Source organism: Lactococcus sp. DD01, from assembly GCF_001578715.1.
GTDB classification, from domain to species: domain Bacteria; phylum Bacillota; class Bacilli; order Lactobacillales; family Streptococcaceae; genus Lactococcus; species Lactococcus petauri.
The window spans coordinates 68,411-91,503 of sequence record NZ_KQ968941.1; the positions used below are offsets into that span (position 1 = coordinate 68,411).

At 33.4% G+C, this 23,093-nt stretch carries 31 protein-coding genes; 2 read left to right on the forward strand and 29 right to left on the reverse strand.

Annotated elements, in window-relative coordinates:
* Nucleotides 1-36: 36 nt before the first annotated feature.
* Nucleotides 37-939 carry a YihY/virulence factor BrkB family protein gene (locus LACDD01_RS09260; RefSeq protein WP_061414660.1) on the reverse strand — a complete coding sequence of 301 codons (903 nt, stop codon included), beginning with the start codon at nt 937-939 and terminating at the stop codon, nt 37-39.
* A 51-nt stretch (nt 940-990) separates the two neighbouring features.
* On the reverse strand, nt 991-1,848 hold the full coding sequence (locus LACDD01_RS09265) for a methionyl aminopeptidase (protein ID WP_019293395.1): 858 nt from the start codon (nt 1,846-1,848) through the stop codon (nt 991-993).
* 158 nt (nt 1,849-2,006) lie between these two features.
* Between LACDD01_RS09265 and LACDD01_RS09270 the strand changes: the two genes are divergently transcribed.
* On the forward strand, nt 2,007-2,450 hold the full coding sequence (locus tag LACDD01_RS09270; RefSeq protein WP_019293396.1) for a flavodoxin: 444 nt from the start codon (nt 2,007-2,009) through the stop codon (nt 2,448-2,450).
* 29 nt (nt 2,451-2,479) lie between these two features.
* On the opposite strand, the gene LACDD01_RS09275 is transcribed toward LACDD01_RS09270, so the two are convergent.
* Nucleotides 2,480-3,208: a TrmH family RNA methyltransferase gene (locus LACDD01_RS09275; protein ID WP_061414663.1), complete on the reverse strand. Its 729-nt coding sequence runs from the start codon at nt 3,206-3,208 to the stop codon at nt 2,480-2,482.
* Nucleotides 3,209-3,269: 61 nt separating this feature from the next.
* Here LACDD01_RS09275 and LACDD01_RS09280 point away from each other — a divergent pair, with 61 nt between their 5' ends.
* Nucleotides 3,270-3,545 (forward strand): acylphosphatase, encoded by a 276-nt coding sequence (locus LACDD01_RS09280; protein ID WP_061414666.1) that lies wholly within the window; start codon nt 3,270-3,272, stop codon nt 3,543-3,545.
* A 44-nt stretch (nt 3,546-3,589) separates the two neighbouring features.
* On the opposite strand, the gene LACDD01_RS09285 is transcribed toward LACDD01_RS09280, so the two are convergent.
* The 26 genes from LACDD01_RS09285 to LACDD01_RS09390 form a co-directional block, all read right to left on the reverse strand.
* Nucleotides 3,590-4,201, reverse strand: coding sequence for a lysozyme family protein (locus tag LACDD01_RS09285; protein ID WP_061414669.1), 612 nt, complete (start codon nt 4,199-4,201; stop codon nt 3,590-3,592).
* Between the two features lie 165 nt (nt 4,202-4,366).
* A complete protein-coding gene (gene glyA, locus LACDD01_RS09290) occupies nt 4,367-5,608 on the reverse strand; it encodes a serine hydroxymethyltransferase (RefSeq protein WP_003134306.1) in 1,242 nt (413 codons plus the stop codon).
* Nucleotides 5,609-5,722: 114 nt separating this feature from the next.
* Entirely contained in the window at nt 5,723-6,325 is a 603-nt protein-coding gene (locus LACDD01_RS09295; protein ID WP_003134304.1) for an L-threonylcarbamoyladenylate synthase, read from the reverse strand.
* 1 nt (nt 6,326) lies between these two features.
* The gene (locus tag LACDD01_RS09300; RefSeq protein ID WP_061414672.1) at nt 6,327-6,755 is read right to left on the reverse strand and encodes a GNAT family N-acetyltransferase; all 429 of its coding nucleotides are present in this window, start codon (nt 6,753-6,755) and stop codon (nt 6,327-6,329) included.
* Nucleotides 6,756-7,568: a peptide chain release factor N(5)-glutamine methyltransferase gene (gene prmC, locus LACDD01_RS09305; protein WP_061414675.1), complete on the reverse strand. Its 813-nt coding sequence runs from the start codon at nt 7,566-7,568 to the stop codon at nt 6,756-6,758.
* Between the two features lie 27 nt (nt 7,569-7,595).
* A complete protein-coding gene (locus LACDD01_RS09310) occupies nt 7,596-8,132 on the reverse strand; it encodes a hypothetical protein (protein WP_061414678.1) in 537 nt (178 codons plus the stop codon).
* Complete coding sequence (gene prfA / locus LACDD01_RS09315) at nt 8,132-9,205, reverse strand: peptide chain release factor 1 (RefSeq protein WP_061414679.1); 1,074 nt, start codon at nt 9,203-9,205, stop codon at nt 8,132-8,134. The genes LACDD01_RS09310 and prfA overlap by 1 nt, the downstream gene beginning before the upstream one ends.
* Before the next feature lie 24 nt (nt 9,206-9,229).
* Entirely contained in the window at nt 9,230-9,832 is a 603-nt protein-coding gene (locus tag LACDD01_RS09320; protein ID WP_019293406.1) for a thymidine kinase, read from the reverse strand.
* A gap of 146 nt (nt 9,833-9,978) precedes the next feature.
* Nucleotides 9,979-10,518, reverse strand: a complete 540-nt coding sequence (locus LACDD01_RS12395; protein WP_348821948.1) for a tyrosine-type recombinase/integrase — start codon at nt 10,516-10,518, stop codon at nt 9,979-9,981.
* Nucleotides 10,506-11,177 (reverse strand): tyrosine-type recombinase/integrase, encoded by a 672-nt coding sequence (locus LACDD01_RS12400; RefSeq protein ID WP_231863420.1) that lies wholly within the window; start codon nt 11,175-11,177, stop codon nt 10,506-10,508. The genes LACDD01_RS12395 and LACDD01_RS12400 overlap by 13 nt, the downstream gene beginning before the upstream one ends.
* A 114-nt stretch (nt 11,178-11,291) precedes the next feature.
* Nucleotides 11,292-11,456, reverse strand: a complete 165-nt coding sequence (locus LACDD01_RS12100) for a hypothetical protein (protein WP_197458046.1) — start codon at nt 11,454-11,456, stop codon at nt 11,292-11,294.
* A 246-nt stretch (nt 11,457-11,702) separates the two neighbouring features.
* Entirely contained in the window at nt 11,703-13,367 is a 1,665-nt protein-coding gene (locus LACDD01_RS12405) for a MucBP domain-containing protein (protein ID WP_061414682.1), read from the reverse strand.
* Between the two features lie 505 nt (nt 13,368-13,872).
* The gene (locus LACDD01_RS09335) at nt 13,873-14,610 is read right to left on the reverse strand and encodes an ABC transporter permease (protein ID WP_061414685.1); all 738 of its coding nucleotides are present in this window, start codon (nt 14,608-14,610) and stop codon (nt 13,873-13,875) included.
* Nucleotides 14,603-15,505 (reverse strand): ABC transporter ATP-binding protein, encoded by a 903-nt coding sequence (locus LACDD01_RS09340; RefSeq protein WP_061414688.1) that lies wholly within the window; start codon nt 15,503-15,505, stop codon nt 14,603-14,605. The genes LACDD01_RS09335 and LACDD01_RS09340 overlap by 8 nt, the downstream gene beginning before the upstream one ends.
* A 65-nt stretch (nt 15,506-15,570) precedes the next feature.
* On the reverse strand, nt 15,571-15,948 hold the full coding sequence (locus LACDD01_RS09345; protein ID WP_061414691.1) for a hypothetical protein: 378 nt from the start codon (nt 15,946-15,948) through the stop codon (nt 15,571-15,573).
* Complete coding sequence (locus LACDD01_RS09350; RefSeq protein WP_156468519.1) at nt 15,945-16,298, reverse strand: LytTR family DNA-binding domain-containing protein; 354 nt, start codon at nt 16,296-16,298, stop codon at nt 15,945-15,947. The genes LACDD01_RS09345 and LACDD01_RS09350 overlap by 4 nt, the downstream gene beginning before the upstream one ends.
* Before the next feature lie 288 nt (nt 16,299-16,586).
* Complete coding sequence (locus tag LACDD01_RS12410) at nt 16,587-16,907, reverse strand: MucBP domain-containing protein (protein ID WP_255357187.1); 321 nt, start codon at nt 16,905-16,907, stop codon at nt 16,587-16,589.
* Between the two features lie 339 nt (nt 16,908-17,246).
* The gene (locus tag LACDD01_RS09355; RefSeq protein WP_061414697.1) at nt 17,247-17,456 is read right to left on the reverse strand and encodes a hypothetical protein; all 210 of its coding nucleotides are present in this window, start codon (nt 17,454-17,456) and stop codon (nt 17,247-17,249) included.
* Nucleotides 17,457-17,468: 12 nt separating this feature from the next.
* On the reverse strand, nt 17,469-17,819 hold the full coding sequence (locus LACDD01_RS09360; RefSeq protein ID WP_061414700.1) for a hypothetical protein: 351 nt from the start codon (nt 17,817-17,819) through the stop codon (nt 17,469-17,471).
* Between the two features lie 455 nt (nt 17,820-18,274).
* The gene (locus tag LACDD01_RS09365; RefSeq protein WP_061414703.1) at nt 18,275-18,874 is read right to left on the reverse strand and encodes a helix-turn-helix domain-containing protein; all 600 of its coding nucleotides are present in this window, start codon (nt 18,872-18,874) and stop codon (nt 18,275-18,277) included.
* A gap of 146 nt (nt 18,875-19,020) precedes the next feature.
* On the reverse strand, nt 19,021-19,569 hold the full coding sequence (locus LACDD01_RS09370) for a hypothetical protein (RefSeq protein ID WP_231863421.1): 549 nt from the start codon (nt 19,567-19,569) through the stop codon (nt 19,021-19,023).
* 107 nt (nt 19,570-19,676) lie between these two features.
* The gene (locus LACDD01_RS12415) at nt 19,677-19,832 is read right to left on the reverse strand and encodes a hypothetical protein (RefSeq protein ID WP_231863422.1); all 156 of its coding nucleotides are present in this window, start codon (nt 19,830-19,832) and stop codon (nt 19,677-19,679) included.
* Entirely contained in the window at nt 19,822-20,166 is a 345-nt protein-coding gene (locus tag LACDD01_RS09375; RefSeq protein WP_061414707.1) for a PadR family transcriptional regulator, read from the reverse strand. Before LACDD01_RS09375 ends, LACDD01_RS12415 begins: the two co-directional genes overlap by 11 nt.
* 693 nt (nt 20,167-20,859) lie before the next feature.
* Nucleotides 20,860-21,639, reverse strand: a complete 780-nt coding sequence (locus tag LACDD01_RS09380; RefSeq protein ID WP_061414709.1) for an ABC transporter ATP-binding protein — start codon at nt 21,637-21,639, stop codon at nt 20,860-20,862.
* The gene (locus tag LACDD01_RS09385; RefSeq protein ID WP_061414712.1) at nt 21,629-22,408 is read right to left on the reverse strand and encodes an alpha/beta hydrolase; all 780 of its coding nucleotides are present in this window, start codon (nt 22,406-22,408) and stop codon (nt 21,629-21,631) included. Before LACDD01_RS09385 ends, LACDD01_RS09380 begins: the two co-directional genes overlap by 11 nt.
* On the reverse strand, nt 22,392-23,093 hold a 702-nt coding region (locus LACDD01_RS09390), incomplete at its 5' end, for a FecCD family ABC transporter permease (protein WP_156468521.1). The genes LACDD01_RS09390 and LACDD01_RS09385, both read right to left, overlap by 17 nt.

Sequence of the window (23,093 nt, forward strand, 5' to 3'; positions counted from 1 at the left end):
GTTTTTCAGCAGCCTCGCCAAAACAGAGCGTTTTTTTTATTTTCTAATTTCTTTAATAAATGCAACAATCTCACCACGTCGGGTTTCGATTTGACCAAAGGACTTTTTCTGATAAGTAGCATTGAATACTGCTCCGATGATAATAACTTTAGCAATAAAAATAAACCAAATCATTAAACCAAAAATAAGCAAGGAACCAACCAGTTTAAAGTCACGCATTTGCCCTAAAGCTCGACTTAAATAGGCCCCAAAAAAATGAGGCAGTGCCACAAGGACCAAGGTAGAGAAAATAGTCCCCGGCATAATATAGCGGAGTTTATGTATTTTGACATTGGGTAAGACAAAGTACAGTAAAATCAAAGAAATAAGCACAACAATGATGACAACTGGTAAGGTAGCTGTTTGCAAAGTCCGGTACAGTCGATCATCAAAGGCAAAGAGGTTCTCATGCACACAGGTCAAAATCACCTGACCAAATGTTGAAATTAAAATAGTTAAAGAGAGCATAACCATGAGCCCCAAGCCAACAACTAAACCAATAATTCGGCTGAGAATGAAGTCTCGATGTTCTGAAACCTCATAAGCTTTATTCATAGCCATCTGTAAGGTCGCAAGTGCACGGGAAAATGTCCAGAAGCCAGCCAAAACGGAAATCGAAAGTAATCCTGTATTGGGATTTTCCAAGACATTTCGGATAAATCCAACACTCATATCATAAATCTGCTCCGGAATCTGATCATGAAGCACATCCAAAATCATATCAATATCAAGATTTAAGAAGGGGAGAATGTTGGCAAAAATCAAAAGTAGCGGGAAAATGGATAAAAGCAAGTAATAAGCCACAGCAATACTTGATAAGGACATCTCTGAACTTTTATAAAAGTTCATAAAGTCCTTCAAAGTTTGCCAAGACGACACACGTTGAAAAAGAGCTTTCATCTGGTCTTCTCCTCCTTTCATTTTTACGTCTTAATAAATAGGAGAAACTTATTAGTAAGTGCCTTCTTCTCCTTGGCTTGTCAAAATTACTGGGCCATCTTTGGTAATGACAAACTGATGTTCATATTGACATGATAAACCACCATCCAATGTCTTATGCATCCAGCCTGTTTCCATATCCGTATCAATTTCCCAAGTTCCTGTCGAAATCATTGGTTCAACGGTCAAAACCATACCCTCACGCAAACGTAAACCACGTCCAGCTTTTCCGTAATGAGGCACAAGTGGATCTTCGTGGAAGGTTGGGCCCATACCATGTCCGACAAGGTCACGAACCACGCCATAACCACGACTTTCTGCATGTTCTTGAATAGCTGCTCCAATGTCCCCGATACGGTTACCAACGACAGCTTGTTCGATTCCAAGATAGAGACACTCACGTGTCACATCCATAAGATTTTTAACTTCTTCTGATGGTGTGCCTACAGCATAAGCCCAGCAGCTATCTGCAATAGCTCCGCTGAAACCTTCGGTATATTTCTTCATCTCAGGAACATTATCAAAATCAAGTTTTGAAACATCGACAGAACCATCTTCAACCATGCCCAAAACCATGTCTACTTTGATAAGGTCGCCATCTTTTAATTTCATGTGACGAGGGAAACTATGCGCAACCTCATCGTTCAATGAACAACATGTGGCATAAGGATAATCCATAATTGAACCATCTACACCGATTTGGAGAGGAAGAGTATTATTTTCTTTACATACTTTTCGTACATACTCTTCGATTTCCCACATGTCGATACCTGGTTTTATCAAATCACGCAAACCGATGTGGATACTTGCCAACAAAGAGCCGGCACGATCCATTTGATCTATTTCACGTTGAGATTTTAATGTAATCACTATTTTTACCTTCTTCTAAATATTTCTTTAATCGCAATGATAATCCTATTTTATCATAAAAATACTGTGGTAGAAAGCCCCGAAAAATGCACAGGAGCTGATTTTTCTGGAATTTCTTGATATAATTTTGTTATATAAATTTCACAAGGGAGCAAAAAATGGCTTTAGCAAAAGTAGTTTATGCAAGTATGACCGGCAATACGCAAGAAATCGCGGAAATTGTCGCTGATAAATTGGAAGATTTAGGTCTTGATGTAGATTTGGACGAATGTACTTCAGTTGATGCTGACGAATTCGAAGATGCGGATCTTTGTATCGTTGCCACTTATACTTATGGTGATGGTGAATTGCCAGATGAAATCGTTGATTTCTATGAAGACTTGCAAGATGTTGATCTTTCTGGAAAAACTTTCGGTGTCTGTGGTTCAGGGGATACTTTCTATGATGATTTCTGTATTTGTGTCGACATGTTTGAGGAACAATTTGCACTCACTGGAGCTGAAAAAGGGGCAGAATCTGTCAAAGTTGACTTGAATGCTGAAGATGAAGATATTACAAATCTTGAGGCTTTTGCGGAAACATTAGCGTCCAAAGTTCAATAAAAGAAAAAACTGCTCATGAGCAGTTTTTTTTATAGACTAAACATCAAAATTCCCGCTGCAACGGCGACATTCAAAGACTCTGCACGTCCAGGCATCTCTATATGGACAAGTTGATCGGCCACCGCGACTGCCTGAGCAGAAACACCTGCGCCTTCATTCCCCATAACTAAGGCAAAATCCTTTTCGGCTACAAGTTCTTTATGACTGATGGACTGGTTAGATAAAGTGGTAACATAAAGAGGAATGTGCGCTTTTTGCAATTCCGTAAAATCTGCCACAGACAAAATAGGAATGTGAAAGTTACTCCCTTGCATACTTCGCATCACTTTTGGAGCATAAATATCTGCCGTATCTCCGAGACAAAGTACTGCTGAAAATCCTGCAGCATCAGCTGTCCGAATCATCGTCCCGACATTGCCAGGATCTTGGACATTTTCAAGTACTAAGTACTTACCGTTTTTCAACTCAACTTTCACTTCTTCGAAAGCTACCTCAGCGACAACACCTTGCGGTGTTCCAGCATCCGATAGGCTTTTAAGAACTTCTGAACTCACTGCGATAACTTCTTCCAGATGTGCAACTTGGTGATATTTGTTTTCTTCCACAAAGATTTGTAAAATTTTCGCTCCCGAATTGACAGCTTCTTCTAGCAAATGAAAGCCCTCAATAAGATAAGAATTTTTGCGATATTTTTTCTTTGTCAGCAGCTTACGTGCTTCTTTTATTTTTTTATTGTCTTTTGCTGTAATAATTTCCATTTGCTATAATTATAACATAGAATACATGAAGATTTTTATTTTCCTATAAGGAGGTGTAAGTATGTATAAGGTTAAAATGATTGCTCACGGACAGGTACAAGGTGTTGGTTTCCGTTATGGTACAGTCCAAATCGCACGGCAACTCAAACTCAAAGGGCGCGTATGGAATAATTCTGATGGCACTGTGGGGCTTTATGTCCAGTCTGATAGTCAGAAAGCTTTGTCAGACTTCGAAGATAAACTTCGGAAAGGCCCCACTCCTTTTGCTTCAGTCACAAAACTCGAAACCTATCCAGACGAATTCCCGGACTTTAAAAATTTCGATATTAAATATTAATGAATAACCAAAAAAAGACTGTCTTAAACAGGCCTTTTTTTGTTTTACCAGTTAAAAAGATTAAGAAGCATCAAATGCCATTTGACTTCATTGGCATAGTACATATTTCCCCCGTTAACGTAGAGTTTCCCTCCGCTATTCATTAAAGAATCGACCGTTACATGGTAATAGGTTGCACTCGTGGTGTTTCCCAAGCTAGGTGCTACAACTGTACGTGAATACTTTTCAGCCAGTTCTAAATTATTTTTTCCACCGTTTTTCGCAACATAATCTATATATGCTTGACCAAAGTTATATGCTTGAACTCCTGTCCAAATATCAACTTTTTTATCTTCAGCGTACTCTAAAACTTTACAAAGATTGGAAACACCTTGCGCAATACTTTTATCTTCATCTGAAATACTATTTTGATTGCCATTCAAACTCTCGCTTGACTGCATAACATCCGCAGCATTTCCTTTTGTCTCTGTATAAATAATAGCCAATGCAAGCTTTGTATCGCCCTCTAAGCCTTGAGCTTTCAAGGTTGCATCAACCGATTTTTCATATTGCATCACATTTTTTACGTTTCTATAAGTTCTGTGCACGTAAAAACCTGCTCCGACCACTGCTGCCAGTAGCGCAAGCTTGATGAATAGCTTCAAAATTTTCAACATTTATCTATTCCTAATCATTTTTTCGACGGCTCATGTCTCAATTCCAGTTGTTATTATATGCCATCTCATGTTAAAAACTTCTCTAGCATTTCCACCTTTATTTACTTATCACTGTTCATTTTTATTCGGTGGTGGAAATTTTGTTAAAAAAGTCGTACTTATATTCTAGACTAAAGGAAACCCTTTTGTCAAATCTAATGCAAATTGGCGAACTTCTTGAAGAGCAAATTCGTCATCTTTATTGGATAATGCTTTAATAATTGCTTGTGCAATCTTACGGCTCTCCTCTTCCTTCATGCCGCGACTAGTGATTGCTGCGGCACCAATACGCACACCGCTTGTTTTAAAAGGACTAAGTTCCTCACCAGGAACAGAGTTTTTATTGAGGGTAATGTTAACTGTATCAAGGAGATTTTGTGCTTCTTTACCGTTAATTCCAAGCTCAGTTACTTTGACGAGGAAGAGATGATTGTCTGTACCATCTGAGATAACATGTAAACCAGCTCTGCTAAATTCATCGGCCATGGCTGCTGTATTTTTCACTACTTGATCAATATAAGTTGAAAAGTCTGGTGACAAAGCTTCTTTAAAGGCAACTGCTTTAGCAGCAATAACATGCTCCAAGGGACCACCTTGTAAACCAGGGAAAATAGCGCTGTTGATTTTTTTAGCTAGCTCCGCATCATTAGTCAAAATGAGACCCCCACGTGGGCCACGCAATGTTTTATGTGTTGTAGAGGTTACTACATCTGCATAAGGAAAAGGACTTGGATGATGACCTGTAGCCACAAGACCAGCGATATGAGCCATGTCTACCATCAATTTTGCACCGACACTGTCTGCAATCTCACGGAATTTTGAAAAATCAATAATACGAGAGTAAGCCGATGCACCAGCAACGATAAGTGCTGGGCGATGCTTTTCAGCTTGTGCTGCAATTTCGTCAAAATCAAGCAACTCTGTTTCTGAATTAAGACCGTAAGAAACAAAGTTATACATCTTACCTGAGAAGTTGACTTGAGAACCATGAGTCAAATGCCCACCAGAATTCAAATCCATACCTAATACAGTGTCACCAGGCTCAATCAAGGCCATGTAAGCTGCTGCATTGGCTTGTGAGCCAGAGTGTGGCTGCACATTAGCAAAGTCTGCATGGAAGAGTTCTTTGGCACGTTCGATGGCCAAGTTTTCCACCACATCTACAGCTTCTGTCCCACCATAATAACGTTTTTCCGGGTAACCTTCTGCGTATTTATTTGTTAAGACAGATCCCTGAGCTGCACGTACCGCTGGGGATACGATATTTTCTGAGGCAATTAACTCAATTGTTTCTTGTTGTCGAACTTCTTCGGCATGTATAGCAGCCCAAAGTTCTGGATCAAACGCTTCAAAATTATAAATTTCCATGTGTGTCTCCTTTGCCTTATACGATGCTTACCTCAAGCATTTTTCCTTTTGCGTGGGTAGCTTTTGTACATCTACCATTATATCTAAAGCAAAGTGCCGAACCAAATTATTTGTTCAGACAATTTCAGATAATTCTGGAACAGCATCAAGAAGTTCTTGCGCTGTAATTGCCCCTTGACGTAAAATTTTAGGCATTTCACCAGAAAGATCCAAAATCGTTGTATCTAGACCATAAACACTATCATCTTGAAGTGCAACAGCTGCTTTATCAAGGATAGCGGATGTTAAATCATCATAGAAACGTGGGCTTGGTGAGCCGGTAAGATTAGCAGAGGGTCCCACTAAAACCCCTAAAGCTTTAATCACTTCTTGTGTGGCTGGAATTGAAGGCATTCGGAATCCGACAGTAGTTTTCCCCACATGAATCCACTCAGGAACTTCAGGACTTGCTTCTAAAATAATCGTCAACGGTCCAGGCAGAAAAGTTTGCACGAGTTTTTCAAGATAAGCAGGTTGATGTACTGAATATTTTAAAATTGTGTCATAATCCGCCACGTTCATATTCAAGGCTTTTTCAACAGGACGCCCTTTTACAGCATAAAGTTTTTGCACCGCTGCCTCGTTGGTTGCATCCGCGAAAATGCCGTAAACTGTTTCTGTTGGCAACACTGCCAATTCTCCTGCTTTTAAAGCTGCTATTGCTTTTTCAACTGTCATTTTATAGCTCCTTTCTTAAGTAGCATTTATCTTTAAGTTGTTTTCCATCTTCGTAAATCGGAAAACTATAATGGTCAATAAAATAATTTTTTATCTTATGGGTATATTCAAAACCACAAGCTTCATAGAAAAGGACATTTCCCGATATATCGTCGGTGCCGACGGTCATGACACCCTGGCCCTTGTACTTTTTAAAAAGGTAGTTTATCAGGGCTCTGCCATAGCCTTGACCTTGTGCATCAGGCGCTACAGCTAGGTTTTCAATTTCGAGAGTCGGACTGACTACACACACTGCCCTAATTTCAGACTGATCCACCAGTACAAAAAGTTCACCTTTTGCAAGATAGGTCATAATATGCTCATGATCATCAGCTAAAAGAAGTAAAGGGAGATATCTATCTTTCTTTACTTCTATATGTTTTATTTTCATCTATGTCACACTTATCATACGATCTTTTTCAAAAATATCACGGTGCACACGGACTTTTTTAGTAGGAAAAGCCTTCTCAAACAAGTCTTTCACTGCTGGACCTTGCTTATAACCAATTTCTAAATATATTTTCCCTTGTGGCTTTAAAAATTGATGAGCTGCTTCAGCAATGTTCTGATAAATTGCTAGACCTTGCTTTTCAGCAAAGAGTGCGCTATCTGGTTCAAAGCGAATGACGGATTGATCCATTTCATACGTTTCATCAAAGGCAATATAGGGTGGGTTGGACACAATGATATCGTACTGTCCTTGAATATTTTCAAAGACATCAGAGAGAATGAAATTAAGAGAAATTTGATGACTTTTTGCATTCAATTGAGCAAGTTCAAGTGCTTTTTCTGAAACATCCGATGCAGTAATCTCCCACTCTTTTCTTTTCTCCGCCAGTGCTAGAGCAATAGCTCCAGATCCTGTGCCAATATCTAAAACCATACGTCTACCTTGCTCATTTTCAGCGAGAATCATCTGCACCAGCTCTTCTGTTTCTGGACGTGGAATCAGGACACGCTCATCCACGGCAAGTTTTAAATCACAGAATTCAGCCCAGCCTACAATGTATTGTGGCGGTTCATTATTTTTCAAACGCTGCGCGACAGATGTAAGTGCAGCTAAATCCGTATCTGAAATCGCTTCTCTTTGTAAATTTAACCACTGTAATTTTGTGAGCTTGTGTAAATTTCTCCAGACAAATTCTAGAGCGAAAGGCTCTTCCAAATCTTGAGATAATTGGCGCACAGCCTCAATCCATAACATTTTTTCTTTCCTCACTCTCCTCACCTTTTAAAGGAGAGGAAAAACACGCCCCAATAAGTAAACGATGATGGGGATTTTCAGATTATCTTTTGCAAAAAGGACACCATTTTCATTTCGTGTCCTATTTTTCTCATTGACAATATTTTCCAATCTTCCTAGAGCCAAAGCATCAAAGGTTTTCATAATTTCCGTCACCGATTGACTGCTGTATTTGCTAAACTCCGCAAGTGAAAGAACTTTTTTACGTTTGCTCCAATTGTCCCCTTCTTTGAGCTCTTGCCAAAGACGACAATAAGCATTGTCCTTATAAAAGTCAATGCTCATCCGTACGCGTCTACCCAATCTCTGAAGATGCTTTGAAGGGCTCTCAACATTTTCAATGGTAATCCAATAATCTTGGTTGATTGCTTGGCAATAGAGCAAATCAAAGTGTGTCTCTTGGGTACTGACCTCAAAGACAAGAACTTTTGTCTCAACGTCCTTCACTCTCTTCGCCGTTTCCATACGTCTTTGCTCTTCTGCACGCAGCCGAATGTTAAAACCTTCAAATTGAAATTCGGTCATTACTTGTTAAGCTCCGCCAACTTCTCCGTTTGATCATAAACCACAAGTGCATCAATGACTTCATCCATTTTTCCAGAAAGGATGGTATCTAACTTTTGTAAAGTTAGTCCGATACGGTGATCGGTCACGCGGTTTTGGGGGAAATTATAAGTACGGATACGTTCTGAGCGGTCACCTGTTCCGACAGTGGACTTACGTTCAGCATTTTGCTTGTCCAACTCGATTTGTTGATAGTAGTCAAATACCTTCGTATTAAGCAATTTTATGGCTTTGTCACGGTTTTTTTGTTGCGTACGTTCTTCTTGCATTTCAACTTTGATGCCTGTAGGCAAGTGAACCATACGTACAGCTGTCGCAACTTTGTTGACATTTTGTCCACCAGCACCTGAGGCATGGTAGATATCCACACGAAGATCTTTTTGTTCAATTTTCATCTCGAATTCTTCAACTTCAGGCATGACAAGGACCGTTGCTGTTGAAGTGTGTACACGTCCTTGTGTTTCTGTTGATGGCACACGTTGCACGCGATGAGCACCAGATTCGTATTTTAGTTTACTGTAAACAGAAGTTCCCGAAACAAGGGCTGAAACTTCTTTATACCCCCCAATGCTCGTCACACTGGCTTCCATGATTTCAAATTTCCAACCTTGTGACTCTGCATAATGTTGGTACATATTTAGCAAATCGCCAGCGAAAAGAGCTGCTTCATCACCACCTGCTGCGCCGCGAATTTCTAAGATGATATTTTTATCATCATTTGGGTCTTTAGGAAGCAAGAGAATTTTAATCTTTTCTTCCAGTTCTTCTTTAGCTGCTTTTGCTTCTGAAAGCTCCTCTTTGAGCATTTCTTTCATGTCCTCATCAAGGCCACCTTCACCAAGCATTTCTTCACTGTCAGAAATAGTTTCAAGCACTTTTTTATATTCATTATAAGTAGCTACAGTATCTCGCAGATTCGCTTCTTCACGTGAAAGTTCCATAAAGCGCTTTGTATCATTGACAACCTGTGGATCACTGAGTAATTCGCCCAGCTCCTCATATCGTCCTACCATCGTTTCAAGTTGATCAAACATTTTTTATTTTTCCTTACTTCTTTTTTATATCTCTTCTTTTATACGATTACTATCCATCTTTTTCAAAGGGTGAAAATAGTGCTTACGGCACACTGGAATATAACTCTCATTACCACCAATTTGAAGTTGCTCGCCTTCATAGACAGGTTCGCCTTCAACCATGCGTAAAACCATCGTTGCTTTTTTACTGCAATACCAGCAAATCGTTTTAATTTCTTCGATTTTATCAGCCAGAAGCAATAAGTATTTTGAGCCTTCAAAAAGTTCATTTCTGAAATCATTTTTTAAGCCAAAAGCCATCACAGGGACATTTAAATCATCAACCACACGTGCCAAATCATAAATATTTTGTTTATTAAGAAATTGAGCTTCATCAATCAACACACAAAAAGGCCTTATTGGCAAGCTTTCGATATATTCATAGACATTCATGGTATCGTCAATCGCTACAGCTTCGCTACTCATACCAATACGACTTGCAACTATACCAACACCAGCACGTGTATCTAAACTAGAAGTCATAATCAAAACAGGTTTTCCCTGTTCTTCATAATTATGGGCAACTTTCAAGATTTCGATACTTTTGCCTGAATTCATACTGCCGTATTTGAAGTACAATTGTGCCAATTTTCTTTCCCCTTTATAAAAATGGCTTAAAAGCCCTATTTAATAACATTTTCCAGTGATATTATTATTTTATTTTCGATAATAATATCATTAATTATCACTATTTTTCATTCATTTCTGCCCACTTTTTTGCCCACCAAATTTGCTTAAGAAATTTTGTTAATTCTATTCATTTTTTGGTTTAGTTCTTTAGACATATTAGGTGTGACATGAGTATATATATTATTAGTAATAGTGGATGTTGCGTGACCAACTCTTTGCATCACCACTTTTTGGTTTATTCCCATTTCTGCTAATAATGAAATATGAGAGTGGCGCATACAATGGCAAGAGAATTGCTTATCTAGCCCCGTTTCTTTTCCATAATACTTAAAAGCTCGATTTAGATGACCAATATTATGTGGCTGACCTGAACGAGTACAAAAAATGTATCCATGATTCTCATAACCTACATAAGTATTGCCATGATTAGCTTTGAGATACTCTTCGATAATTTCGACCGCTCTATCATTGAGATCAACTTCCCTATAAGAAGATAATGTTTTAGTCGTGGTATGGGTGTGTTTCGTCACACCCTTAGTATAATCTAAGTTAGTTTCCACTTTAATTATACGTCTTGTGCGGTCATAATTTTCTTCTTTTAACGCAGCTAATTCACAGTATATTAAACCAGTTAAAACAGAAATTCAATAGTTAGAGCTATAAAGTACGTGCGAGGATTGTCAGACCCTCTCATCCTATTTAAGACCTTAGCTAAATCTTCCACTGTAAACAGTTTTCGATTCTGCTTTTTTATATCTTCCAAAGTTTTTTTGGAAAGACTTAATTTCACATTCAATGTAGGATCTTTAGAAATAATCTCCATTCTCTTTGCAAAATCAAAAATAGATTTACAAGTTAAAAAATAACCTTTTACTGTACCTGATTTTAAATTCAAACTATTAAAAAATACCTGAATTTGGAAAGTTGTAAATTGTGACATTTCCTGGTCTCCAAATTCAGCAGCAAAACGTTTTATTTGTTTTCGTCTATTATTTAAGGTTGACGGCTTTAGCTTTCTGCTACAGTCATTTAACCATAAATTAGCCACAGAAGAAAAAGTTAAGGAATTAATATTTAAACTGGAATTTAATATATTTAATTCACTTTGTTCAATTTTTCGCTTAGCCTTTGTTAATAATATTTTTCTAGCTTTTGTTTTAGCTTGATTTGAATTAGATGTCAAAGTTACAGAAACTTTATCCTCGGATTTTGTAACTATATTAAAGTATCTCATACACCAGAGAAACTTGTTTTTCCGAGATTCAGACCATAAACTTCCTACTTTTATATCTTCAACTTTCATATTGCCTACCTTTTCTTTTGGGAAAAGTGCAGAATAAAAATCATACTTATTATATCATTTTTATCTGTATTTTTCCTCGTCTTTTATTTTTAAAAATTCGTCAAATGCTGGAAATCATACACGTCCGCTCATTCTAAAATAATCCCCTTGCATGAATCGTTTATCTTTTTTCATTTCGCAAATTTTATTTCTAGCGGTCGAAACCTTTATAGAATAAAAGTTTGAAATACCTTCAGCATCAATCATCTTCTTGTCCATTGTTATTCCTGTTGTGCCCATTCTTCCCCCTTATATACAAAAAAAGAAGGACAAGATTTCTCTCGTCCTTAATATTCACCGATTTTATTTTTACATGGCAGCAATTATCACTACCTCAACTAATTTCTTAAATGTTACGTACATAGCCATGTGATGTTTGAGAATAATCACTTATTGCCAAATCACGACCATATTCTAGACTTCTAATAAAGTTTTTCATTTTTCAACAAATAAAAAGAAGTTACAAGTCATAACTTCTTTTAGATATTATTTATTTACTTTCTTAAAGCGGAAGATCAAAACGGCTGCTCCAAAGGCTAAAAGCATTAGTCCTAAGACACCATTCACCATCGTCATTCTTTCATTCTCTCCTGTTGCAGGTAAAGCATTCTGAGATGATGATGTTTTGCTTTGATTACTGTTTTTGTCTTTAGAATTTGGTTTATTCCCTGGTTTTGATTCAGGACCTACTGGATTTGTTTTATTTTTAGCATACACGTAGGTTACAATTTGAACTTGTTCTGTGAATTGCCCAGTCTTATTGCCTTTCACTTCTTTGAAGGTATAACCCCAAATATCTTTCTTTTCAGTATTATAGTCTTCTCCAACAGTTCCTGATTTTACAATATCTCCTGAAATGGAATTTCCTTCTATATCTATATATTTAACAAGGATTGTGCCAATTATATTAGGAATTTTGTTTTTTCTATATACATACGTAACCGTTTGAGCCTGATCTGTTAATTGACCAGTTGTATTGCCTTTCACTTCCTTGAAGGTATAACCATTAATATCTTTTTGTTCTGTATTATAAATGTCTCCAATATTACCACTTTTTATGACATCTTCTGATATTTGATTACCATCTTCATCCACATAATTTACTGTCACATTTGCTGATATTACTGGATTTTTAGTATATACATATATTACAGTCTGAGGTTGATTTTGAAATTGACCAGAAATATCACCTTGTACTTCTTTAAAACTATAACCTTCAATATTTTTTTGCTCTGTTGTATAATCTTCGCCAATGTTACCTGATTTCACAATATCATTTGCAATATTCTTTCCATGTGAATCTAAGTATTTGACAGTTACATCACCACCAGCAACCGCTTCTTTTTTATAAATATATGAGACAGTTTGATCATCATCGCTAAACTGTCCTGATGCATTATTAGGCATTACTGTAAGTTTATAACCCGGTATTGTTCTTGCGTAAGTACTGTATTTATCTCCTAAAACTCCATAAAAAAACTCGGGTTCAGATAAATCAGTTCCCAATTCATCTTTATAAACAGCAGTAACCATCCGGTAACTATCAAAATAAATAGCACTCTGAATTCTATCATCTTCAAAGTATTGGGCAAGCTCATTTGCACCAGAATGTGTATTGTTCCAGTTTATGATAGCCGTATTCTTTATTTCTACACGTTCTGAAGCATTCATTTTAGAAAAAATAACTTTGATACCTTTTAAGCTTGTAATATCAGAAGGAGGTACACTAGTAAATGTTGTTTTATCAATAGTATATTCAATGCTATAAGTTGTTCCAGAAGGTACAATAACTTCAGGTAAAGTTTGTATGCTTACACCATCAGAAAATAATACTGTCTCAGAAAAATTGTAACTACTTCCTGAATTTTGTGAAATGATTTTTGAAAACTCAATCGTATCTGTACTGTCTTTTTGAATATTTATTGTAGGGCTAAAAAATTCATTTTTTCCATTAATAACAAACCATCTTCCAGTAACTCCTCCCAGTTTTCGTATCATGTGATTACTTTCAGAATCACCTTTAGGAATATTAGTAAGTGTAGTATCATTTATTGGAATATCTATATCTTCTGTATCAGCAATAATCGACATCGTACTTGTTGAGATAAGTATACCCGTTGCTATCAATCCAAAAATTTTTACTTTTTTCATTTTACATCCTTCACCCTGAATTTAAAATTAAACATAGAAACCTTTTAATTTTTTAGTGTAAATAAAATATTAATTTTTTCTACACTCAACACATTTAAAGTCTGCTATTAAAGCATTTCCATTATTTTTCACCATCTTAAAAACACATTACTATAAAAAATAGCACCTCTATATTTTATCATGGAAGTATGATATACTAGGGTTACATTATGAAAATAAACATAAACAAGAGTCAATAAAATTAATATTTTGTTGACTCTTGTTTTCTCATTGAAACATAAAACAAAACATTGAAAAACTTCGTTTTATGTTTTTATATTTGACTTTTTAAATAGTTTGTCATTGACTTGAATCTTTCTTCCATTGTTTTTTTCACAATTTCTCCTTATTAAGTGAATCTAATACTCAGCCTCATTGACCTTCTATAAATCCTATTATAGCAAAAAGTGAAAACAGACCTTTGGAGTATACTTTATTGAACTTAGTTAACTCATTATTTATAAAGTTAAGCAATATCTTGTTTTCTATTCTTAGATATAATAAGCGAAATAGATATAAAGATAATAGCGTAAATTATCATTATTAAAATAGATTTTGAAGGTATCTCATTATTACTTATATATCCAACAGCTAACTCTCTAAAATGATAGGTAGGAGTTAATTTAGATAACATTTGCAACCATTCAGGAAATTGACTAGTAGGAAACCATAATCCCCCTAACATTGCTAAAGCTAAAAATAATATATTGGAAAATACAGATGCTGTTTTTTCATCTTTAAAATTTGTTAAAATAGTTCCTAAACTAAGAAATACAATGGCTCCAATTAATAGTAATAATCCGGACATAAGCCATTGAATAAAGGTTAAGTGAATTCCTCTAACTAAAAAACCGACTAAAAATACTAAAATAATTGAAATAATGAAAAAAATAATCATTTTAATTACTTTAACAATAAATACATCTATATCAGTTACTGGTAATCTATATAATAAATTTCTCCATCCATTCTTCTTATCTTCTATAATTTCAAATGGAAAAGTGAATATTGAAAAGCTAGTTAAACTAAAAGTCGTCATAGACATTAGATATTCTTTCATAAATGTATCTTGTGCTTCAGGATTTGGTAATTTTATCATTGCCGTAAATACTAAGTAAAAAAATACGGGCATGCCTATGCTCATAATAAGATATTTTTTATTACGCCCCATTCTTAAAAATTCTATTTTTGCTAAATTAGTCATTTTGTGTCTCCTCAATATGAGTACCCTCAAATATAGTATCCAGTAATGATGTATTGGTAAGCTCAACTTCTTTAATAGGAAATCCTATGCTTAATAATGCTTTAATAATATAATCTGTTCTTTCTGCTACAAAATACAATTCCACAGTAGATTTTGAAAAAATTTCTTTGATCTGATTACTTATAATTATATGTTGTAATGGTTGTTCAAATTGCTTATATAAATTAATATCTAAAACAATAATTTTTTCGTGATTCAGCATTCTTAGCCGGTATGGTGTTTCATCTGCCATTAAATTACCATTATCTAATAAAAGTACTCTATCCGCACAATAATTTACTTCTTCAATATAATGGGTTGTAAATAATACTGTAGTGCCTTTTTCTTTAAGTTGTTGAATACATTCCCAAAAATGGTGTCTGGTCGATGTATCCATACTTGAGGTAGGCTCATCAACAATTAAAAATTGTGGTTTGTTAATTACAGCTAAACAAAAATCTAGTAATCTCTGTTGCCCTCCAGATAATTTAGAAGCGAACTTATTCATTTGTTCGTTTGAAAAATTAAGAATAAGTGCAACTTCTTCCTCAGAAAGAGGAGTATCAGTATAACTAGATACAAAGTTAATTAACTCGTTTACCTTTATATCATCAGGAAAATTGGTATTTTGAGGTAAAAAACCAACATTTTTTTTCTCGCAGTTTATCTTTACATTTCCATCATTTTGAAAATATTTTCCTATAATTATATTCAATAATGTACTTTTTCCTGCACCGTTTTTTCCAAGTAGAGCAATACATTCATTTTTTTTAATAGAAAAAGTAATATTGCTTAAAACTGTTTTCTGATTAAATTCTTTTTTTATATCTTGAATCTCAACAATTTTTTTTGTCAAAATTTTATCCTCCTATTTTTACTACTATCTTTTGCTTTCATTCTATCAAGCTTTCTCTTTAATTTTTATTTTTTTACTTTTTCACCTTTTAATTTTGTGTTAATTTTATAAGCGTCTTTGTGATTCATAAAGTGAAAATAGGAAAATACAGATATAAATACAATAAACCACAATAAACTTACCATACTCAAAGATAAATTTTCTCCTACTATCCACCATAAAATAATTAATAAATAACTTATTATTGCATGTAATAATACTTTTACTAAATATAGCGCTTTTATTTTATTATGATAAATAAGTGGAACAATTATACCTTGGAAAACACCTAAAACAAGAGAACTAATTACTACATTCATTCCAAAGTAAGAAATTGAATTTAAAACAATAATGAAACTAGCAATACCAATGCCTATGAAACAAGAATGTATGTATTTTTTCAATTATTTTCCTCCTCTAATTTTGAATATATCCCCTCCAAATAAGTTCTAGAAATTGGAATTTTAAATCCCATTACTCTTGCGACCATCCCATGAATAAGATCTGCTTCTACAGAATCTAAAAAATTATAATTTATAATGTATGTTCTAGATATTTGGATAAAATCATCACTTAACAACTCTTTAATTTTATAAAGCGTCAAGCGAACTCTAAAGTTTTTAATTGTGTTTTTTTCTTTAGCATATACTTCAAGGTAATTTTTATTGGATTCAATATATATAATATTTCCGAGTTTGACCTTATATGCACCAGATGTAGATTTTAAATAAATACTGTTATCTAACATATTCATAATTTCTTCATAAATACTTTCTGAATATGTCCTAACCAATATTTCAGTTTCTGTATAACTTGGGTCAATTTTTTTATGGAACTTCAATTATCTTGTCCTTTCATTCTTTAGCTTATTCTAACAGAACACATTAATTAATCAATACTCTAGGGATAAAATGATGGTTTTTAGGGATGATAGTAAGAATATGTATAAATAAGTGTCTCTTAGAAAATTGAATATAACATAAACAAAAGCCCACAACTATTAAGTTATGAGCTGTTTTGTTTTTTTGTTCAAATCTATTTTTTATTTATTGCTTTTTATTCTTTTGAAACGGAAAATAAAAGTAATAAGAACAACCATTAGGAGAACCAGACCTGTTCCAACACTCATTAATGTCATTCTTTCATTTTCGCCAGTTTCAGGTAATTTATCGTGGGTTAATAAAGAAGAAGGTACTGATTTATGAATATCCTCTTTATGACTAGCCTTATTGTCAGATGAAGTAGGCTTTACAGGATTTACTTTATTTTTCGTATAGACATAAGTGACAGTTTGGGCCGTGACACTGAGTGTTCCGGTCGCATTGTCTGGAAGTTTCTTTATATCTAATGTGTATCCCTCAATTTCGAGTTTATAGGCATTCGATAAAACTCACAAAATAAAAAACTACTGTTGATTGTATTACAAAGTAGCTCTTTATTTTATAAATTTTAACACGCACATTTTTTCTGCTTGGTTAGTTTTTTGGTTAACACTAATTATTTAAAGCCTCTAATAGCTTACTTTCTAAGACTATTCATCTTTTGAATTCATTTTACCATTATACTTTACTAACATAAAATCCCAGCTCAACTTACCCAAGATCCCTTGAATATATATTTACATTAGTGTATTCTCTAGGCTGGCAGAATCAGTATTTAAATTATTGAATATTAACCCTTAGACTTCTTTAGGTGAGCTCTTTTATTCTTCATTTTTCTGATCATCGTTAAATAAAGAATCATAAATCACTAATCCTGCAATTCCAGAAAACAAAATTCCACCTATTCTACCAAACCAAATGTTAATAGGGAATAGGTTGATAAGTGCTTGAATGCCATCTCCTGCTAAAATAGAACCATAAATTAAAATGATAACTTTTATAGTAAGATCTAATGTTTTTTTAGATTTCATTGATTAATCCTTTCACTTCTTGTTATCAATACTAAGAAAGACAACTAGAATTCCAATCATCATAGGGAAAATACTCCAAAGTCTAGAGATATGAGAAGGTATCAAAAAACCAGGTCCAACAACTAACAGTATCCCTATTACCAAAAGATATTTTGAATACTGTTTAGAAAATATAGAGATGCTCTGTTTGTATTTTGTCAATACTATCTCAATAAATACTGATAAAATAGCAATTAGGAAACCAAAAAAGCATCCTTCAATAAATGATTCCCTGGTCAGCCATTCTATTCCTCCTAATACTAAAGGAGTTCCAACGAAAGAGATTCCCCAACGTATAAGATTTAATTTAACACTATTTTTCATCGCTTACTTTCCTTTTTTTATTTCCTTGTAAAGTTCCATTGCGTTTATCAAATACAAATTAGTATACTCTTATATTTTTTAGCAAAATTTCATAAGTCATATAATCTAGATCTGTAATTTCTATACGATGCTTGTTATCATAAACTAAGACATTACCCATTGAAAGTCTAGTTAAATTATAATGAGTGTATACCAATTAAACCGTACCTTAGAGAATCTGTATCCAACTATCTTAACAATCCAAAAATCAACTTTTTTATTATTTTTTAGGTTTATTGTTTTCATATTCTCTCCTCTATTGACATGAGTTAGGAGTACCACCTTTACCACAAGGATCTCAAGTAAAGTTTTTTGTTTTGTCTCCTTTTAAATCAGATAGAGTTGCCCATTGTCCTACTATACTAGGCAAAGGCAGCACCATATCCATAGCTATAACTTAGTGGATGCAGTTTATATTATTGAATAAAAAGAGTGCCAATAAATATTCCTAACAAGCAGATCATCAGGGTAAGACCAACATACCCTAAAACAATAATGCTTTTTTCAATTTCTATTCCTTTAGCTTCCCTCCTCTCTCTTAACGTCTCTATATCTTTATCTTTATTTTTTGAAAATGCCAAAATCTCCTTGTAGGTTTTCAAGTCATTGTTCCTTTTGAATTTTTCTAAAACAAAAGAACTCCATAAAGCAGGTAAAAATAAAATAATTGGAACTATTAATATCAACTTTGATTCTGGTAATGCTACTACTAAGCCAATAGATAGACTGGCTAATATTGTTGAACAAATCATTATTAAAGAATAAATATCAGCTCGTTTATTAGCTTTCTTATTATTAATCTTCATCTTCATTTCCTCCAAATCTTCACGAATGAATTCATCTAAAGAAATATTAAATAGAATAGCTAGCGAAATAATACTTTGTATATCTGGATATGTCTTATCATTTTCCCAATTAGATACGGTTTGACGTGAAACAAAAATCTTATCTGCCAATTGTTCTTGGGAAAGATTATAAATTTTCCGATACTCCCTTATCCGTTTACCTATCTTCATAATATCTCCTTTCTTGAATCCAGTATACTAACAAAATAAAGATAAAACTATCAATTTAATTTTGAATCTTGCAAATTAAAGCAATGTAAAAGTCTTTTGTCAATAGTTTTTGATAATATATTAATTACTATATCTACTATGCACTGTTATTTTCTTTTTTTAGCGAAATACCATATAAATAAGTACTGTAAAACTAATCCAACAAGTAGTACAGCTGTCAGTATATACTTACCATTTTGTGTATTAAAAATAGGTTTGAAACTTTCTATCCTTAAAAGAATTCCAGCTATCGCAGAAATTAAAATTGGTGGCACAAATGGAGCCCAGCTCTTCTTGTCATCAGTTTTATATAAAAAACATATTATAAAAAATAAGCTTGAGCCAATGAGAAGAAGCCCCATACTATCACTTACTTTAAGTACCCACGAAGTTTTAAAGTTTGAGAATAGTAATACCCCACCCATAAGTCCAAAAGTAAATACTACCGGTAATAATATCTTGAGAACTTTTGAGGTGTACCTATAAAGACTAATTGCCATAAACATCAGTCCTACTATAATCAAGAAAAATATATAGATTCCTGTAATTAAAAAATTTCCAATATCCACTGCTGTATTTGAAGTTACTAAACTAGGAATTAAAGTAAACAGATAATACATACCCAAACCACTGGCAATCAGCTTTATTAAATCCATAACATTAATAGGTAACTCTTTAATGATATCATCTGCTACTTGCTTAGGATTAGCGCCTAAGTACTGTTCTGCAGTAATCCCCTTACTCTGTCCTTCTACTATATCTTCTAAAATTTCAAGTAATAATTCTTCAGATTTTTTTCATCTCTTATAAATGACATTATCCGTATATAAACCAAAAGATTTCCATAATAATCTTTATTAGGTTTCTCTAGTTTTTCTTGAAGCTCAGCATTACGTTCAATAATCTTTTTAGTTTCCATCTGTATGAATCTCCTTTACTAAATTTGAGAGATTTCCCTCTAATTGCTGCCATTCCCTTAAAAATTGATCTCTCTCGTTAACACCAGTATCAGTAAGAGAATAGTATTTCCTCTTGGGTCCCGTACTTGACAACTTCAACTCTCCAACTATGAATTTCTTTTTTTCTAAAGATAATAGTAACGGGTAAATAGTACCTTTCGATATATTTTCAAACCCATACTTATTTAATTCTTCACTTATCATGTATCCATACATATCTTCTTTTGAAAGTAGAATTAAGATACAACCGTAGAGAATACCTTTTAGCATCTGTGAATCTATTTTATCTGCCATAATTTATTCCTTCATACCTATTATGTTTAACATAATAGCATAGAACAACTATATTGTAAAGCAATATAGTTGTTCTATGCTATTCTAACTATTTTTGTTATTAAGATAATTCTATCTCCCCTACTTATAAATTAAGTAAAACAGTATAAAGCGAATTCAAAGTATATGTTAAGTATAAAATTAAGTAATCAAGAAGAATTGATAGCAATGTTTTTGGATACCACCTATCAATTGTGATAGGTATATAACTAAGGACCTAAAGTTCTCAAGATAAAAAGATTACAGAAATTTTATGTCAGTAATCTTTTATTTTATAACTTTTATTCACATATCACATAATAAAACTTCGGTGCGTATTATGTTGCGCTAAGCTATTCTAAATTGTAAAATAGCTATGTTAACCTCCTTCAACAATTACCAAAATCTTGGTAAGATGAAGGACTTAACTAAGGGTTACTAAGAAAGTAATCAGTAACTCTTTTGTTATACATATAATATTTTTATTCGTTTGATGAGTTTACATATTCTATTTTTTATCCTATCAATACTGCACTTCTTCTATCTTTTAATTAACATGATATGTTATATTAAAATAGAATAGATCACACAAGATTAACATATAAAATAAAAAATTATATAAAGGTTTCTCTTGTTTGAGTGTAAGTAAACATAATGAGACAAAATATTTGTATATTATTCAAATCTTAGGCAGATCGGAGTTTCATCTATTGGATCTTTTCCTATATAAGCCTTTATACCAAAAAGATCTTCTAAAATTGGAGGAGTCATTATTTCATCCGCTCGCCCTTGATAATGAACTTTTCCAGACTTTATACCAATCATATAGTCTGAAAATCTTGCAGCTAAATTAAGATCATGTAGTACCATAATAACAGTTATTCCCTTTTTCTTATTTAGCTTTTTTAATAAATTTAATATTTCTATCTGATGTCCTAAATCTAAATAAGTTGTGGGTTCATCTAGTAATATTATTTCTGTCTGTTGGCACAATGCCGTCGCAATCCATACTCTCTGTTTTTGTCCCCCCGATAATGTTTGAATATTTTCATTAGCAAATGAATTTAATCCTGTTTCAATTAGAACCTCATCAATTACTTTCTCATCTTCCTCAGTATTTTTTTGAAGTAATCCTTTATAAGGATAACGACCTAGGCTAACAACTTCTCTAACAGTTGAATCTTCTGGTGATATAGAATCTTGTGGTAGAAAGGCTAGCTGTTTTGCAATTTCTCTAGTTGATAACTCTAATATGTTTTGATGATTTAGTAGGATATCTCCCTCATGTTTTAGTATCCTACCTAGTCCTTTTAATAAAGTAGATTTTCCACAACCATTAGGGCCAACAATAACTGAAATATGTCCCTTTATGAATGAAATATCTAAGGAATCTATAATTGTGTTTTTGTGATAACTTAGAGTCAAACTATGTGTCCGTATTGCTTCATCTCTCAATATTAATACCTCCTAAGGGCTCAGAAGACATAGAGAACCATCGAAGATAGCGACTTATTACAGTAAATACAACAGACATATGATTCTCATCTTCTATAATATAGTATGTACAAGCTTTAATAGAGTTACAAGAAGAAACTAATTTAAAGGCTTTATTAGAAAGTTCGACCATATCTCCTTCATTAGAACCAACACTTATAATGACTCTTTTTTGACTCAGCTTTGATTTATCAAACACGTCAAGTTTATTAAAGTATTCATTATTATCCCACCATAATGAAGGACTAATAGCTAGAAAATCAGTTAAAAATGATAGTTTGTCTCTCAACATAAACTCTAACACACATAGTCCTCCTAATGAATGACCTAAAATACCGACGTGTCCCTTATCTATAGAAAAGTCATTTATAATTATTTGATGAATTTGTATAAACGTAGTGATAAATTTATTGATTCCCCCACCTTTAGGCATACCAAATCTGAAGTCAACAGGATTATCCTCGTGGATTTTAGTTGGTGTAAAATCAATGAATCGTTTTTCTTTATTAAATGGATCAGAGTTATGATAGCTAATTCCAACAATAATCATTGGATTAACACCTGTTTTACCTGAATTTCTAATTTGTAATTTAACAGCTTCTGAGATTGTTGATGCAAAAGCATCGCCATCTAAAACATATAAAATAGGTAGTTCAGTTTCATCAAACTCACCTATCGGATAATATATATCTAAATAATATTCTCCTACTTTTTTAACAATTTTTTGCATTATTTTTTTTCCAATCTATAGTTGAGTTACTTATAAATATTAAAACTAAATAAGGAATCCCAATTATTCCTATCATTGAGTTTAGTGGCAATTCATTTGGTGCAAATATTTTTTTTACAAAAGTATCACAAAATGTAACTAAACTCATTCCATTGATAAATATAGCCGGGATAAGCAATTTAGAATTACGCTTAAAAAATTTTAACGTTATATAAGGAACAATTAGTCCTACAAAGGCTACATTACCAGCCACTATTACACTAGTACATATAAAAATTGATGCCAGTAATATAAAAAACAATCTCCAATAACTCATTGAAAAACCAATGCTTCTTAAATGTGAATCTGAATAGCGCAATAGCTCTAAATGGTTTTGAGAAAATAATAGTAAAGTAAAGGCAATCAACACCCATGGGAAAATTTGGTAAACTGATATCCAATTTGATTGGCTAATTGATCCTTGTAACCAATTATTTACACGAGAATAATCATCATTATTGATTTTTAAAGAAAAATAAGTAGTTATTGCAGAGAATCCCATATTAATTGCAATACCATTTAAAATAAATCTAGCCATGCTAAGCCCAGAAGTATTTATAGAAAGGAAGAAATTTAATAAAAGTGCAAATAGAGCTCCCACAATTCCAAATATTATTAAAGAAATAGCTTGTAGTTGAGCTCCATC

Coding starts and splice junctions, on each gene's coding strand:
- LACDD01_RS09260 (WP_061414660.1), bottom strand. CDS start 939: ATGAAAGCTCTTTTTCAACGTGTGTCGTCTTGGCAAACTTTGAAGGAC.
- LACDD01_RS09270 (WP_019293396.1), top strand. CDS start 2,007: ATGGCTTTAGCAAAAGTAGTTTATGCAAGTATGACCGGCAATACGCAA.
- LACDD01_RS09275 (WP_061414663.1), bottom strand. CDS start 3,208: ATGGAAATTATTACAGCAAAAGACAATAAAAAAATAAAAGAAGCACGT.
- LACDD01_RS09280 (WP_061414666.1), top strand. CDS start 3,270: ATGTATAAGGTTAAAATGATTGCTCACGGACAGGTACAAGGTGTTGGT.
- LACDD01_RS09285 (WP_061414669.1), bottom strand. CDS start 4,201: ATGTTGAAAATTTTGAAGCTATTCATCAAGCTTGCGCTACTGGCAGCA.
- glyA (WP_003134306.1), bottom strand. CDS start 5,608: ATGGAAATTTATAATTTTGAAGCGTTTGATCCAGAACTTTGGGCTGCT.
- LACDD01_RS09295 (WP_003134304.1), bottom strand. CDS start 6,325: ATGACAGTTGAAAAAGCAATAGCAGCTTTAAAAGCAGGAGAATTGGCA.
- LACDD01_RS09300 (WP_061414672.1), bottom strand. CDS start 6,755: ATGAAAATAAAACATATAGAAGTAAAGAAAGATAGATATCTCCCTTTA.
- prmC (WP_061414675.1), bottom strand. CDS start 7,568: ATGTTATGGATTGAGGCTGTGCGCCAATTATCTCAAGATTTGGAAGAG.
- LACDD01_RS09310 (WP_061414678.1), bottom strand. CDS start 8,132: ATGACCGAATTTCAATTTGAAGGTTTTAACATTCGGCTGCGTGCAGAA.
- prfA (WP_061414679.1), bottom strand. CDS start 9,205: ATGTTTGATCAACTTGAAACGATGGTAGGACGATATGAGGAGCTGGGC.
- LACDD01_RS12400 (WP_231863420.1), bottom strand. CDS start 11,177: ATGAAAGTTGAAGATATAAAAGTAGGAAGTTTATGGTCTGAATCTCGG.
- LACDD01_RS12100 (WP_197458046.1), bottom strand. CDS start 11,456: ATGGGCACAACAGGAATAACAATGGACAAGAAGATGATTGATGCTGAA.
- LACDD01_RS12405 (WP_061414682.1), bottom strand. CDS start 13,367: ATGAAAAAAGTAAAAATTTTTGGATTGATAGCAACGGGTATACTTATC.
- LACDD01_RS09335 (WP_061414685.1), bottom strand. CDS start 14,610: ATGACTAATTTAGCAAAAATAGAATTTTTAAGAATGGGGCGTAATAAA.
- LACDD01_RS09350 (WP_156468519.1), bottom strand. CDS start 16,298: ATGAATATGTTAGATAACAGTATTTATTTAAAATCTACATCTGGTGCA.
- LACDD01_RS09355 (WP_061414697.1), bottom strand. CDS start 17,456: ATGAAATCTAAAAAAACATTAGATCTTACTATAAAAGTTATCATTTTA.
- LACDD01_RS09360 (WP_061414700.1), bottom strand. CDS start 17,819: ATGAAAAATAGTGTTAAATTAAATCTTATACGTTGGGGAATCTCTTTC.
- LACDD01_RS09365 (WP_061414703.1), bottom strand. CDS start 18,874: ATGAAGATAGGTAAACGGATAAGGGAGTATCGGAAAATTTATAATCTT.
- LACDD01_RS09370 (WP_231863421.1), bottom strand. CDS start 19,569: ATGGATTTAATAAAGCTGATTGCCAGTGGTTTGGGTATGTATTATCTG.
- LACDD01_RS12415 (WP_231863422.1), bottom strand. CDS start 19,832: ATGGAAACTAAAAAGATTATTGAACGTAATGCTGAGCTTCAAGAAAAA.
- LACDD01_RS09375 (WP_061414707.1), bottom strand. CDS start 20,166: ATGGCAGATAAAATAGATTCACAGATGCTAAAAGGTATTCTCTACGGT.
- LACDD01_RS09385 (WP_061414712.1), bottom strand. CDS start 22,408: ATGCAAAAAATTGTTAAAAAAGTAGGAGAATATTATTTAGATATATAT.